Genomic DNA, 14929 nt, shown 5'->3' with positions numbered 1-14929 from the left:
TTTGTCCAACTCCCTCTCCCCAACCCTCTTCCCGCGAAGAACAGTATCTTACTATTCAAATTCCTTGCGCGGGAGAGGGAGCAGGGCGAAGCAAGATTAAGTGATGTGCCTAGATGAATGCTGAGGAGTCTACAAAAAAATTAGATTATAATGATTCTTGAAAAACGCTATCTTTCACAGTACATCTTTGATCTAAATAGGGATTTAGGATGCCATTCTTGGTGTTTTATCAAGGACATACAACTATTCTTTTTCCTTTTACCGGACAGTAGGGTGCGTAGGCAGGGATGACAGCCTTTTAAACATCACCGTAAACTATAGAATAGGTTGCCTGGTTAAATTTTGTGAGGAACTCTCAGGGCTTGTCCGCGGGACGTAGTAAGTAAGTGATGTATCAGGTTAAATAACCACACTGAATCAAATAATTAAGGTATTTATTGAATATGGTTTCATCAATTTTTTCACAATAAATTTCATGCTTGCCTAACTGAGTTTTTGTATAGGTACAATCAATTTTCGCCTTATTGTTGTGAAGATATAAATCAAATAACGAACTGTCTTTATGTACTACTTTTTCCGTAAAGAAAGGGCGTAATGGAGAAAATGGGTGATTCAGATCAAATTGACTTTTCTCCTTAATCATTTTTTCCCAATCAGGATAGGCGACATCTTCTATCTTAAAACCTTTGGCTTTAACATATCCAAATAATTGATCAACATCGACTTCCTGCGGATTTATTAAATGATAAGTATCCGACTGATAAGGCCTTTCCAAAGCAAATCGAGCAATTGCCTTTGCAACGTAATCCACTGGAACAAAATTAAACCCCGCATCCAATAAAGGTCGAGCGCCCAATTCAACACATCCTTTAAGGATACGACATACTACGTCTTCCTGGTTCCAGTATCCTGTTTGACTTTCCCCGGTAATCAAACTCGGTCTGTAGATCACTGTTGGAATATTGTAGTTACGCGCATGAACTACCAATCGTTCAGCCAACCACTTTGTTTGATTATAGCCACCATAAATTCCATCTTCAGGTGCAAGCTCAGTTTGTTCGTTGATAACCACATCATCTTCCAAATCAGCAGACATAAAATAGCCTACCGTTGAAATATAATGCAGCGCTTTCAGCCGTCTGTACCCTGCGAACTCGATGAGTTGTTTTGTACCAAACACATTGCTTGCTGCCAGTTTTTGATAAGGATAAATAAAATTAAGAACTGCGGCTCCATGAACAATAAGATCAACCGTATCTGCCAAATAATACCAATCTTGCTTCGCAAGGCCCAAGTTGTTTTTTTCCAAATTGCCTAAAACAATTTTAATTCGATCATGATAAACCGGATCCCACACACCATAGTGTTCCATATTTTTAATCACTCGGCTTCTTCCTGCCGCGGGTGAACTGGCCTGAACAAGACACGTAATATTCCAGCTCGTATTGGATAAAAGCTCGCGCAGCACATAAGCTCCTAAAAAACCTGTAGCCCCAGTCAATAATACATGTTGTGGCATCGCCTTGGGCAAAGAGGTAATATGAGGTGTCATGTTTTTATATTGATTAAACTCAGCAATCAGATCAATTGGGATATGATCACAGGGTTTTTGTTGCGCTGTTTTTCCTGTGAATAAACCCATAATTTCGCCTAAGCTTGGATTCCTGAGCAGGAATTCAATGGAGATGTCTTGAGCATATGTTGAAAGCACATAGTGTAACTCCCCCAGTTGCACTGAATTTAACCCCAATTCGCTAAGTCTTTTTTCTTGATCTAAAACCGTAATCTCTTCATTAAAAATTGGTTTGAGCATCTGAGCAATGTCTGAAGGTTCGGAATTCATTAGACCTCTTTCCAAACTCGCTGAGGGGAGTGAAGTGCGAGGAGATGCGGAGCACAGAGCCGGAGTGTACACGCCAGTACATGAGGATTCGAGCACCGCATCGACGAAGCAATTCACCTCCTCAGTAGAGTTTGGAAAGAGGTCTATTGTCTTTATAGGTTTCTCTGCTTCATTCTTTGCAAGCTTATCGATATAGATAATATCTAAACCACCTTCCAGATATTTTTTCTTACAGAATAAACGCTGCGTTTTTCCGCTGCTTGTTTTGGGGATTGATTTAGGATCAACAAGAACCACAACATCTGCATCAATCCCATGCATTTGCAGCAGATTACTCCGTATGGTTCTGATGATTTCTTCTAAGTTCAGTACCTGAACTTTCTTTTTAATTTCTTGAACAATAACTAATAATTCCGAATCATTTTCTTCTACTGAAAAGATGGCGCAACCATGCTCACGCAGATAAGGATGGCATGTATGATGGATAGTATCTTCCAAATCGTGTGGGTAATAATTACATCCGCGAATAATAATCAGATCTTTGAGACGCCCCGTTACATAAAGTGCTCCTTGATCCAGATACCCCATATCCCCTGTGCGTAAAAAAGAATATTCTTTATTGGCGATACGTGCATTGAAATAATGTTTTGTGTCCTTAGGCGATTGCCAATACCCCTGGGCAACACTTTTACCTGCTACCCATATTTCACCAATCCCTCGTTCTGGACACTCCTGCAAAGTTTCAGGATTCACGATGGCAAGATAACAACCATCACCAGGTTGTCCGCAATTAATCAAACTGCGGGCATCAGGATGCGTTTCATCACAATAAAGCACTTTATTCTGATTTAGTGTTTTCTTATCTACCCATTGGCTGTTTATTCCTTGTTTGCGACGCCCCCCTGTAACCATCAAAGTTGATTCAGCAAGTCCGTAACAAGGATAAAAAGCCTCGGGCGAAAAGCCGCAGGGGGCAAAACGTTGAAGAAAACGCTCGATGGTCGACTTGCGAATAGGTTCTGACCCACTCATGACACATTGCAAGCTGCTTAAATCCAATCGGCTTTTTTCTTCCTCAGTGACTCTGCTTGTACATAAATCATAAGCAAAATTAGGAGCAACCGTTGCCGTTGCTCGATAATGTGACATCGTTTCCAACCAAATTGCTGGACGCTGCAAAAAAGTCAATGGCGACATCAGTTTTACAGAAATCGTACTGAAAACTGGTTGTAATATTCCCCCAATAAGTCCCATATCATGATAATGAGGCAACCAAGAAACACTAATGTCTTCTTCAGTAAGGCTGTTTGCTTTTCCTATTACAAATAAATTATGCAGCAAATTACCATGACTGATCATCACTCCTTTGGGTTTTCCAGTAGAACCGGAAGTGTATTGTAAAAAAGCGATATGATCTTCCTTAAGAGAAGGACGGCTCCATGTCTCAATTGCATTGGCCCAATCTTCCGTGATGACACATTTTAACTGTTCATAATCTTTATATTTTTTGATTTGTTGCTCAAGCTCTTTTGTGGTCAGAACGACACGTGCATCTGAATTCTTAATAATATGTTGGAATTTTTTCGCCCAATCTGCAGTAGTAGGAGAATATGAAGGTACAGCAATAACCCCTGCATACAAACAACCAAAAAAGGCCGCAATAAAATCAAGGCTGGGAGGATAAATAATTAATACCCGATCACCCGGGTATGTTACTTCGCAGAGAACACTTGCTATTTTCTTTGCTTGGTCTGCCAACTCACGATAAGTCAGACTCTTACTTTCCTGCATTTTTTTGTTTATGAACGTATAGAGTGGGAAATCCGGATTTTTCTCTGCTTTTTTTTCCAGTAAGTCGACCAAACTTGTGTAAAAACATTCCTTCATACCACACCCCTAAATCTAAGATAATGACACTGAATCTCATAGAGAACTGACATCAGTACTTTCTTGTTCGATTTATTATGGAATATCTATTTGAAAAGTACAGCAATCTCAGACAAACTAGGATCTATTTTACATTCCGCTTGCTTGAGCCAAAATGTACTGACCAAGACATTAGAAATGGAAACAGGCCTTTTAAGGAAATTTAAAACACGTTGTAGGACTACTCGAATGCCCAAACTCATAGTTAAAGCAATTCTGAAATTAAAAGAAGCCACTCGTTATTCTTTTTATGGATTAAAGGCTGCTTTTCAAGACGAATTCGCCTTTCGCCTTGAATTATTAGCTGGCATCATTGCTTTGCCTCTTGCTTTTTTTATAGGAACAACTTACGTTGAGCGAGCGTTATTAATTAGCACATTATTTATAGTCTTAATTGCCGAATTATTGAATTCAGCGATTGAAACAACTTTGAATCGAATGAGTCGCGAATGGAATCCTCTAACCAAAAAAGCAAAAGATCTCGGTTCAGCTGCGGTTTTTATTACGATTATTAACGCTCTTGTAGTTTGGATCATGATGATTATCTCTCGCTTCTGAACAGAGCTCCATCAAAAAAGCGATTTGCGCGATCACACGCTATACCTAGGCTACGAAAAGTAGTCGTTAAGGCAATGGCGTCAACTTTAGGAAAATATTCTGGCTACTAATGTGTAAACGTCCTTGTGTTCTGAATAAATTGGGTGATCTCGTCCAATTGAGTTTTTGCCAAATATTCTGTTTGCTCTTTTTGAGGATCAATCCGAGCAAGTTTCTGATAAAGTTTCTCCATATTCTCATGTCGACCTTTACCAAGTAACTTAGAATGACTGAAAAAGTAAAAAAATCCTGCAGTTGTTTTTGCTTGACCAATTTGCTGTAGTTTTTCTAACTGCTCCAAAGGAGATAATCTGGAACTTAAAATGCCGGCAATTTTTCTCATCCCGGTGCTGTTCGTTGTAATAAATTTTCTTGTTAACTGGTTGCCATCTAAAATCACATTGACACATTCATTAAAACTGCATAGTGCGTTTTTAAAATTTAAATTTTCCTGCTCTAACATGTGTATTACTTTTTCCAAATCAGGATAAGGGTTATCTTCATTTTCAAAATCAGCCCTACGATTTTCTTGAATCAAGCGTTTTGATAATTCGTAATGAGATAAAGGTAACGCAAACGTTGAAATTTCTTTATAAATTTCCTCTCTTTTGTGGAGCATCCTTCCATTAAATACATGGCTTACTGGATTAGGAACATGCAATAGTTTGTTTCGAAATGGAAGTAAATCATGTTTCGACTTTAATAAATTCATTTGTTGATGATACGCTTCAAATTCTGCAAACTTCTTGGCCATAACAGCCCATTGATTATTAAAATTTTTATATGCATCCATCCTGGAGGGCAAAGTAATAAGAAATTTATTGACTTGATCGATCGTTGGACGTTTTTCAGGATTCCAACTTTGTAAACAATGGAGCAATGTCTTTATATCTTCTAAAAGATAATGATCTACCTCAGATACATCATAACCGGCAAATAAACCATAAAAACAATAGGAAGCCCGAGCCAAATCTCCTAGGTTTGATGCTAATTCTTTATATTTTAGAATATGCCGTGCACCAAAGATCTCACCCAATATTGCTGCCAATGCATACATATCCGATTGATACGTACTGCCTCTCCCCAAAATTACTTCTGGAGCCATATAAGCCAGTGTTCCTGAGGTTTTTAGATTATCTTTTGAATCAACATCTTCGGCCAAACCAAAATCAATAAAAATTATAAGAAATTGTCCATTGCTCAGTTTTTTATAACAAATATTTGCAGGCTTAAGGTCACGATGTACCACTTCCTTTTGTTGTAACAAAAGCATCTCGCTGGCTATACGCGCTGCGACTTCCAAGCGGAACTGAAACGAATGGTTGTAGCTGGGTGTAAAAGGTAATAACTTATCAAGGCTGGTACCACAATCCTCTAGAATGGTAATCACCATATCTCCTGTGCCAACTACACCAACAACATTGACTCCATGTTTTTTTTGTCGTAACGCTTCTTTTGCCGTTCGCTTCAATAATTCAGAATAGGGTATGTTCTCAGAAGGCTTTTGAATTTTGACTACATCATTCACAGGGATTAGTCGCGCTTGATAACGATTATTTTTTGCATCACGCGTCACGACAATTTTATATTTTGATTCGTTAACGGAACCAAAACCACCCTTACCTTTGTGCGCATTATCAATAATATGCCACTGATTTTTACCGGATAGGACTAATTGATGACTAAAGGTAAATTGGGGAGAACGGTTAAAGATACTTGATTTGGATGATTTCCCTGAAGCCAAGCTGCCAGACAATGGGGATAAGAAATTCACCCCCTCTTTTTGTTTAAATAAAAATTTAGCAATTTTTTCATCCAGGAAAATCGGTCCCTTCTGATTTCTCCACAATACTTCAAAATCAATATACTTCATGCTTTAATCCAATAGAGCTGGAAGCAAAAATAAGATACAAAGTATCCTCTTAATAATTCCTAAAAAGAAAAAAATTAAATCTACTTACGAGAAATCTCGATTCGAGTTAATATATAGGCATTTATTTACCGTAGCAATAACCTATTAAACCCAGATATGTCCAAACCAGTAAGTCATTCAAAACGTGTTTCCTGCATTGTTCCAGTTTACAATGAAGAAGCAGGAGTTGCCGAATTTATTGCCGCATTGATTGATACACTAGAAAAACTTGGCTATGCATATGAAATACTTATTGTAGATGATGGCAGCCAGGATAATACGCCGGTAATTATTCAGCAATTAAGAACTCAATTTGCCCTTCGCTGCATTCGTTTTAGCCGAAATTTTGGCAAGGAAAATGCCATAAGTGCCGGGCTTGACCATGCCCGGGGTGATGCAGTGATTCTGCTGGATGCCGACTTTCAACATCCTCTAGAACTCTTGAACCAGTTTATTGCCAAATGGGAAGAAGGATATGATATGGTCTATGCAGTGCGACAAAACCGTTCGGATGAATCCTGGTTAAAAAGAGCATGTGCCAAAGCATTTTATCAACTTACTTCACGGATAAATCGCATTAATATTCCTGCAAATGCTGGCGATTTTAGACTTTTAGATCGCAAGATTGTAAAAGCACTGCAAAAATTACCTGAAAGGAATCGTTTCATGAAGGGTTTATACAGCTGGGTTGGGTTTAAACAAATTGCTGTTCCTTTTGAAGTCCAACCTCGCAAAACAGGTACTTCACAATGGAATTTTTACTCACTTTTGGATTTGGCAATCACTGGGATTACCTCATTTACTGCATTTCCATTACGTATGATTGCTATTGGTGGAATTGGTGTTGCAACCCTGGCGATTCTTTATGGCATTTGGATTATAATAAGCACCTTGATTTTCGGTATAGAAACACCCGGCTGGGCAACCATAGTCACCACGATTACCTTTTTTGGCGGTTTGCAACTCTTTGCCTTGGGAGTAGTCGGTGAATATATAGGCCGGGTCTTTGATGAGGTGAAACACAGGCCTCATTATGTTATTGATGAGGAAGCCAGCTTTGATGACAGCACAACTTAAATTAAGGCATAGACTGATTTATTTTGTGGGCATTGGTGGCGCTGCCGCATTCGTTCATCTTTTTACTGTCTTCAATTTAGTGAAATTTATACATATCCAGGCGCTCGTAGCGAATGTTCTTGCCTTTTTGATCGCCTTTAATGTCAGCTTTTTAGGACACAAATATTTAACCTTTTCTCAACTGCGTGATGAAAAAAATTTGAGCCTACCGCATTTTTTTCTGGTAGCCGCCTCTGCAGGAATCATGAATGAAATGCTTTATTTTTTGCTTTTACGCTATACCACCCTTAATTACTTATTTGCTTTATTTCTTGTTTTGGGATTTGTTTCGGTTTATAGCTTCGTCATATCAAGATTTTGGGCGTGCCGTTAGAGTGAGCGATTATGCTCCATATGGTGTAGACTGGGTGCAGCGCATAGCCGTCAGGCTAAGAATATCTGATCCCCTCTCCACCGCGCGCAGCGCGGGGGAGAGGGTTAGGGTGAGGGGGCTATAAATAAGGTCGCGTAGCGATTCGTTAATCATTTTTCTGCGGGCTATGGTTTTATTGTAACAACAAAATGGAATCACTAACGTGATAAATTTTTTAACCCCTCACCCTACCCTCTCCCCCACGCTGCGCGCGGTGGAGAGGGGATAAAATTACTTCTTAGCCTGACGGCTATGGGGTGCAGCGCAGCGGAACCCGGGTTTCGCTGTGCTGCACCCAGGCTACAATGCATCCAAACAATGTATACGATTTTTAAATATTCATGCTACTTTGTTCCAATATGATTTCCTCTTCCCCTCTAAGACATTGAATTTTCTTCTTTTTTGTATCAAAGATATACTTTAACCTGCAATACTCCCTGGGGTTGGAAAGTAACGCGGGATTAAAAACTACGAGATTAATTCCTTCTGGATCCCGAGCAGACGGAACAATCAATAATGGATGTCCTTCATGAGCCACTCTTCGACCTGTTTCTTGGCATTGCGTATAATTATTCGGATCAATGAGCCAGGGGAACTCTTCTTTTTTCCCTGTCAAATCAAGACCTAATCCCTGACAATAAATTTTCGCAACCCGTCTATCGATAATGACTGTATCTTGGGTTTGAAAAATCTCCCAGGAATCTTTGATTTCCTGCATAAAATGATATCTTGTTTCATAAATTGTTGTTTTCAGCGTTTCTGATCCATACCAGCAAGCAATTGCCCCATCGCTGTAACGTGAACTGGTTATCTTTTCAAATGGATAATCAATAAAATCATTTTTGCTGTAATCAAATGCCCGTTGAATTAACGATTGATTGGTTAACACAGGATGAGTATGACTTTCTATGGTATTGGCCGCTTCCCAATTTGCTGGATCATCACTGAGATCATCGAATAAATCCTGGGATACCTTTATGCCTCTTATATTTCTAAAAATATCTTGTGAATATTCTCTGACAGCATCAAATAATGACACGTTTACTGACCTCGCATAAAATCAGTGAGTCGTCTTATTTGAGCAATTCCAATATAACCTTGCTCCAACATAACATCCAATGGACGAAGATTATGGAGTTTTTGATTTCTCCCTTTTATCCATTGATAGACTATTTCTCGATTGTATGGATAGAGAATTCGCAGATTTTTATGAATCCCTAAAAGATTACCTACCCGTTCGATTGTGTCTCTGCCAGATATGTGTGCTGTTCCTTTTTTAAATTTGGCAAGTTGTGCAGGACTTATCCCGCCTAAGAGTTCACACTCCTCTTCATTTTTTAATTGCCAATGTTTAAAAAGTGCAATCGCATTCTGGGTATTACGTTTTAGAACGTCCTCACTTAAATCTTGAGCTGTTAAAGATGCCAAATGCACATGATTCATGATAAAACCCTCTATTTATAGATTATTATAGTATATAAATAGATTTTTACAACAAATTATGGCATAAAATTAAGTCAATCTGGAAAAGAGAACGTTAAAATTTGACACGTCTATGTTCAGTCATGCTAGAACATCGATGTTAATAGGAGTCGGGATAAATCCCGCTAACTACTTCTACAGGCTCGCGAATAATGAGACGCTTCCCAACCATTTCCTGCACTTTAGGTAATATAGAATCTATCTTTTCTACTGTATCAATGAATTGCACAACTAAAGGAAGCTTACTTCCTATATCTACTAATGAGGCAGAGACAACAGGACTTTTAAATGTAAATCCGGCAACTGCGCGCAAAACGGTCCCCCCCGCAATTTCATTTTTATCGAGCATTCCTAATAGCTCGATGTGCAAGGGACGATGCTGCCATTTATCCGATTCATTAATGTAGATAGAAACTTTAACATGATTCATATCAAATTGCCCGAGCGAGGACTATGCCCGCAATAACTGCTAATAGTGAAAAAAGATTATTACAAATAAAATTTAGTGCAGCAAGTCCATAATCACTTTGCTCGAGAAGCATATAGGTTTCGTAACTGTAAGTTGAAAACGTGGTGTAAGCCCCACAAAATCCAACGGCAACAAACAAGCGCCATCGCGGATCAACCTCCACTCGATCTAAAGTCAAGGCAAGAAAAAAACCCAGAATAAAGCTTCCAGTAAGATTAACAATGAACGTTCCAAAAGGAATATCTGCCGATAAATACTTAGCGGAAAAACGGCTCACAAGATAACGCAAATTTGCGCCAATGATCGCACCCAAAGAGATCCAAAAAAAGTCCATCAAGGTTTTACTTCCTTTTTATTCAAACAGATTATATGTTCAGGATCTAGTGACAATTCACCAGATTGAGACAAAATGGTAGAATTTGCCTACAGCTCCTAGAAGATAATACATAAAAAAATTAAGTACGTAAATTTAAGCAGAAATTGTCTTATAATAAATTCTCATGCTGCTCTAAGTGAACATGAAATTCATCACAATCCTTTAAAAACTCGTCACTTAAAAAATAATTAAACTCTTTAAGACGCGCATGTGCGATAGGATCTGTACTATTGGAGCTTTCCCCCGGATGGCACATAATTAGAGTATTTTCCCTGGTTAAACTCATCCATCTCCTGAATAATTCTCTATAGTTTGTTGCCGGGGCAAAATCATAAATACCTGAGAAGTAACGATTGTGGGGGATGCCCAATTCGATGAGTTGCTTCAGTAAGGCCTTACCTCCTGTAAGACTCAATATTTTTGCTTTAAACCAAGATTGAGGCAAATCAATGGAAGGCCACGTAGAACGAATGGAAGTGCCATGACCTTTCAATCTTTGTGCATAGAGATCCAAAATAACATTCCGTATTACAGGAAATTGATGGACATGCTGGTGGCCATCAATAAAATCAGGAAGTTGTTGCATGGCTTCTGTAAATTGGTCCAGTTGCGCCAAAAATTCTTTTGCAATGAGGGATAATTTTATCGAGCGCATATGCGTTTTAATCAGCAATTCATGTAAAGAAAAACACGATTTTTCTGGAATAGATGCTAAATAACCTTCCGTTAGATTAAAATGTAAACCCACTTTGATTGGTTTACTTTTTTTTAAGTTGCGTAGTTCTTTGGCATAAGGAATAAAACCAGGCATATTTACCATACAGCTCACAGCGGACAAACGCCCCTTGCGTGCTAATTTTAAAATCCCTTCCGAAACTCCGGGTTCCAAACCAAAATCATCTGCGCACAATATGATGGTTTTCGAAGAATTAATCACAATTGAAGGCCAATACTTATAACAGAAGACATATAGTATCTCATTTTTGCAATAAAAATGTAGCCTGGGTGCAGCGCAGCGGAACCCGGGTTTCGCTGCGCTGCACCCAGGCTACACTATTGGGTTTATCAATTTATCTTAGGCAGTTTCTGATTGCACTTTCACTGCAAAGAAACGTGCACCCAATACATTGATGCACAGACCACCAATCACTAATAATCCGGCAGCAAGCTTCCATAATTGAAAAGGCTCACCCAGGACTAAAACAGAACTCAGAATAGCAACAATAGGGACCAATAAAGTAAATGGAGCGACCACTCCTACTGGATATCGAGCAATAAGCCAGTTCCAAACGCCATAACCTATCCAAGTTGAAGCAAAAACAATATAAAACAACGATAAGGTCCCACGCCAACTTATATGCTCATAGGTATAAACAAAACTCGAAGGTCCTTCAAACATCAAAGAAAAAAGAAACATGGGGATGCATGCAACAAAACTTCCCCATGCAATAATTGCCATCATGTTGGTATTACTTCCTTTAATTCTCTTGGTGATTAAATTCCCCAGTCCCCAAGTCGCTGCAGCAGCAAGAATAAAGATAAAGCCAATCAAAGAGATATCGCTATCAAAATGCATAGCAACTAAACCAATGCCAGCAAAAGCAACAAGCGCTCCAAGAATTTGTCCCATATTAGGCTGCTCACCCAAGAAAATCACTGCAAAAAACATGCTGAAAAATACTTGTGTTTGCATCAGCAACGATGCCATTCCAGCAGGCATACCAACACTCATGCCAATAAAAAGAAAAGCAAATTGTAATGCAAACATTACAAAACCATAGAGAACAATCGCTTTGAATGAAGATTGAGGAATTTTAATAAAAAAAATGGCTGGAATACTTGCCAATAAAAAACGTAAGGCACAGAGTAATAAAGGTGAAATTTCTTCCAGTCCGAAGGAAACAAAAAGAAAATTTACCCCCCAAATCACAACAACTAAAAGAGCCAACAAAAGATGTGTAATAGGCATCATCAATGCTCCGGCCAAAAACCATATTTTAGCCCAAGCGCTGTAATAACGCCATTTATTTAGTTTATTTTTTGAGCAGTAAAGTGTTCAAAAAAAGTAAATTATGATCTCTATTAAGATTTTTAAATATAAATGACTGAATCCGAGGGAACTTGCAACACAGTATAAGTATAAAGTTTGGTAACGCTATGTCACAACAAAATTTAATTTATATTTTTAAGCCATCACGTTAAACTGGATTTTTTTAATAGCATAGGTAAAAAAATCTGTTGGAGGTGCAATAGAACAGCACTAATATCCTGGGTTTCGCTGCGCTGCACTCCCGTTAAGTTTAAGGATTATGTCATTCCCGCGAAGACGGGAATCCATTCATCAATCGGTACCTCACCTTGTTTGGTGGAGGGATCCCTGCCTTCGCAGGGATGACAATTTATCTTAACTTAGTGGCAGTGCCACTGCACCCAAGTTACTTTTTATCTATTTTTTGTGATCTAAATTATGAAAGAAATTATTCTTGCTACCAGTAATCCCGGTAAAATCAAAGAATTGTGTGATTTATTAGCTCCAATTGAATGCATTCCTCAAACCGATTTAGGAATTTCAGATGCTGTGGAAGATGGTTTAAGCTTTATTGAAAATGCACTCATCAAAGCACGCCACGCCAGTTTCCATGCGGAAAAACCTGCTTTAGCCGATGATTCGGGTTTAGTAGTACCTGCTTTAAATGGCGAGCCGGGTATTTATTCTGCGCGTTACGCAGGCAACAAGGCAACCGATGCAGAAAACATTCATTTATTATTGGAAAAAATGGCTCATGTACCCTCAATACAACGAGAAGCTTGGTTTTATTGTGCGATTGCGCTGGTACACCACGCAAAAGATCCTATGCCAATCATTGCCACAGGCCGCTGCAAAGGAATAATTCATACCTTCCCCGTTGGCGAAGGTGGATTTGGTTATGATCCCATATTTTATATCCCTGACTTTCAATGCACAGTAGCGCAATTACCTGCTAAAATTAAAAATAATATCAGTCACCGTGCACAAGCATTAAAGCAATTGCGCGATTTACTAATTAAGAATTGATGATGGATACAGATGCACTCTTTGCGCAAGCATATAAATTCCAGTACGAAGGTCAGTTGCCACAAGCCATTAGCCTCTATGAACAAATCTTGTCTCAGGAACCCAAGCATCTGAACACTTTGCATTTTTTAGGGCTCACTTATGCTCAATTAGGTGATATGGATAATGCAATTCTCTATTTATTACAAGCACTCTCCTTAAGTCCTGATAATGCGGGGCTGCTGAATAACCTTGCGAATGCCTACAAAAAATCACATCAACTGGGCAAGGCAATTGAATATTACCAGCAAGCCATTCAATTGCAGCCGGATTATGCCCAGGCCCATAATAATCTGGCAACGGTCTATGCATTGCAAAATAACTATGCCCAAGCCCTATTACATTATACGCGAGCAGTCCATGCTGAACCTGATTTTAGTGCAGCACACTTTAATTTAGGCTTATTATTGCTGCAAAATAATCAATTGGAAGCCGCCAAAATCCAATTTAATAATGTAGTATCCTTAAATCCATTTCATACAGAAGCCCTTTTCTATCTCGGCGTGTTGCATCTGGAAAAAAACGCTCTTGCTGAAGCAGAAAAAGCATTTCAAAATGTTTTGGAACAAGACAGTAGGCAAATAGAAGCCCTTTCCAATTTGGGCGTCATTGCTTTGAAAAGGCAACAAAACCAATTGGCAATTGATTATTTCAGCAAGGCATTAGCCTTAGATAATGAAAATATCGAAGCACGTAATAACCTGGCCGCTACATTCATGCATCATGATCGCTTTGAGAATGCACTCATGCATTATGACGTATTACTTCAAAAAGAACCTGATAATATTGAATATTTGTACAATTCTGGCGTAGCGCAAATGGCTTTAGGTCATTTGAATGAAGCCATTATTCTTTTTGAGCACATCATTGAGCTTGAGAGCACTCATACTTCCTCTTTAAATAATTTAGCTGCAATTTATCTTAAGTTAGAGCAAAGAGACAAAGCAAAAGAATACTTAGAACGCGCTCTGGCAATTAATCCCCAAGATACAATCAGCGCACATATGCTCCATGCCCTTACAGGGAATGAACAGGCAACAACCACTCCTGAGTACGCGCATAATTTGTTTAATAACTATGCACTTTATTATGATCAACACATGAAGAGCACACTGCAGTACTCCATTCCACAGCATATAGCGCGTGTAATCCATCAATTGGAATTACCTACAAATGCGCATGCTTTGGATTTGGGATGTGGAACCGGCCTCACGGGTATTGTTCTTCGTGAACGAAGTAAACATTTAACCGGGGTAGATATTTCAGGAAAAATGCTGGCCCAAGCCAAAGAAAAAGGAATTTATGATAATTTGGTAGAAGCTGAAATCAGTCAATTTCTTCAGCAAAATAAAGCCTCTTATGACCTCATCATTGCAGCGGATGTTTTTCCCTATTTTGGCGAGCTTGATACGTTATTTCATACCATTCATCAACATCTAAAGCCTGGAGGCTATTTTATTTTTACCACTGAAATCAGCGCAACAACCTCTTGGTCCATTGAAACAAGTGCTCGTTTCAGCCATCATCCTGACTACGTTCAAAAATTGGCAGAACAAAATCAATTTAAGAGCGTAAAACAAGAAAAAATTCCAGCACGCATACAAAATGAGCGTTCTTTGGAGGTTATGCTTTATATTTTAACAATTTAAATAATTTTGAGCAATAAGACAAAATAGTAATTATACTATACTATAGGGATTGGGAATGACTTAATCATCTATATGATTGAGCAAGGAGCTTG

Annotated in this window: 13 protein-coding genes; 5 read left to right on the top strand and 8 right to left on the bottom strand. The window is 38.7% G+C overall.

Annotation, left to right across the window (positions count from 1 at the left end; translation table 11 throughout):
- Positions 1-394: 394 nt before the first annotated feature.
- Positions 395-3730 (bottom strand): thioester reductase domain-containing protein, encoded by a 3336-nt coding sequence (locus tag Lani_RS20720; RefSeq protein ID WP_019234485.1) that lies wholly within the window; start codon positions 3728-3730, stop codon positions 395-397.
- Between the two features lie 228 nt (positions 3731-3958).
- Between Lani_RS20720 and Lani_RS03760 the strand changes: the two genes are divergently transcribed.
- Positions 3959-4327 (top strand): diacylglycerol kinase, encoded by a 369-nt coding sequence (locus Lani_RS03760; protein ID WP_040522973.1) that lies wholly within the window; start codon positions 3959-3961, stop codon positions 4325-4327.
- 106 nt (positions 4328-4433) lie between these two features.
- Here the strand turns inward: Lani_RS03760 and Lani_RS03755 are convergent, their stop codons facing one another.
- Positions 4434-6239: a protein kinase domain-containing protein gene (locus Lani_RS03755; protein ID WP_019234487.1), complete on the bottom strand. Its 1806-nt coding sequence runs from the start codon at positions 6237-6239 to the stop codon at positions 4434-4436.
- Positions 6240-6395: 156 nt separating this feature from the next.
- Here Lani_RS03755 and Lani_RS03750 point away from each other — a divergent pair, with 156 nt between their 5' ends.
- Positions 6396-7355 carry a glycosyltransferase family 2 protein gene (locus Lani_RS03750; RefSeq protein ID WP_019234488.1) on the top strand — a complete coding sequence of 320 codons (960 nt, stop codon included), beginning with the start codon at positions 6396-6398 and terminating at the stop codon, positions 7353-7355.
- Positions 7339-7728, top strand: a complete 390-nt coding sequence (locus tag Lani_RS03745) for a GtrA family protein (RefSeq protein WP_019234489.1) — start codon at positions 7339-7341, stop codon at positions 7726-7728. The genes Lani_RS03750 and Lani_RS03745 overlap by 17 nt, the downstream gene beginning before the upstream one ends.
- 370 nt (positions 7729-8098) lie before the next feature.
- Here the strand turns inward: Lani_RS03745 and Lani_RS03740 are convergent, their stop codons facing one another.
- The 6 genes from Lani_RS03740 to Lani_RS03715 all read right to left on the bottom strand — a co-directional run bounded on the left by Lani_RS03740 (position 8099) and on the right by Lani_RS03715 (position 12063).
- Entirely contained in the window at positions 8099-8806 is a 708-nt protein-coding gene (locus Lani_RS03740) for an RES family NAD+ phosphorylase (protein ID WP_019234490.1), read from the bottom strand.
- Positions 8807-8808: 2 nt separating this feature from the next.
- Positions 8809-9210, bottom strand: a complete 402-nt coding sequence (locus Lani_RS03735; RefSeq protein ID WP_019234491.1) for a hypothetical protein — start codon at positions 9208-9210, stop codon at positions 8809-8811.
- A gap of 139 nt (positions 9211-9349) precedes the next feature.
- Positions 9350-9679 carry a DUF190 domain-containing protein gene (locus Lani_RS03730; RefSeq protein WP_019234492.1) on the bottom strand — a complete coding sequence of 110 codons (330 nt, stop codon included), beginning with the start codon at positions 9677-9679 and terminating at the stop codon, positions 9350-9352.
- 1 nt (position 9680) lies between these two features.
- Positions 9681-10052, bottom strand: coding sequence for a fluoride efflux transporter CrcB (gene crcB, locus Lani_RS03725; protein WP_019234493.1), 372 nt, complete (start codon positions 10050-10052; stop codon positions 9681-9683).
- 151 nt (positions 10053-10203) lie between these two features.
- Entirely contained in the window at positions 10204-11028 is an 825-nt protein-coding gene (locus tag Lani_RS03720; protein WP_040523003.1) for a ChbG/HpnK family deacetylase, read from the bottom strand.
- Positions 11029-11169: 141 nt separating this feature from the next.
- Complete coding sequence (locus tag Lani_RS03715; RefSeq protein ID WP_040523005.1) at positions 11170-12063, bottom strand: EamA family transporter; 894 nt, start codon at positions 12061-12063, stop codon at positions 11170-11172.
- Positions 12064-12561: 498 nt separating this feature from the next.
- Between Lani_RS03715 and rdgB the strand changes: the two genes are divergently transcribed.
- Together rdgB and Lani_RS03705 are read left to right on the top strand one after the other, a co-directional pair.
- Positions 12562-13149 (top strand): RdgB/HAM1 family non-canonical purine NTP pyrophosphatase, encoded by a 588-nt coding sequence (rdgB, locus tag Lani_RS03710; protein ID WP_019234496.1) that lies wholly within the window; start codon positions 12562-12564, stop codon positions 13147-13149.
- Positions 13150-13151: 2 nt separating this feature from the next.
- The gene (locus tag Lani_RS03705) at positions 13152-14837 is read left to right on the top strand and encodes a tetratricopeptide repeat protein (RefSeq protein ID WP_019234497.1); all 1686 of its coding nucleotides are present in this window, start codon (positions 13152-13154) and stop codon (positions 14835-14837) included.
- The last annotated feature ends 92 nt before the right edge of the window (positions 14838-14929 follow it).

The organism is Legionella anisa, assembly GCF_001467525.1.
Taxonomy (GTDB): Bacteria; Pseudomonadota; Gammaproteobacteria; order Legionellales; family Legionellaceae; genus Legionella; species Legionella anisa.
The sequence above is the reverse complement of the archived record's forward strand: the minus strand, read 5'-3'. Positions and strand labels throughout refer to the sequence as shown.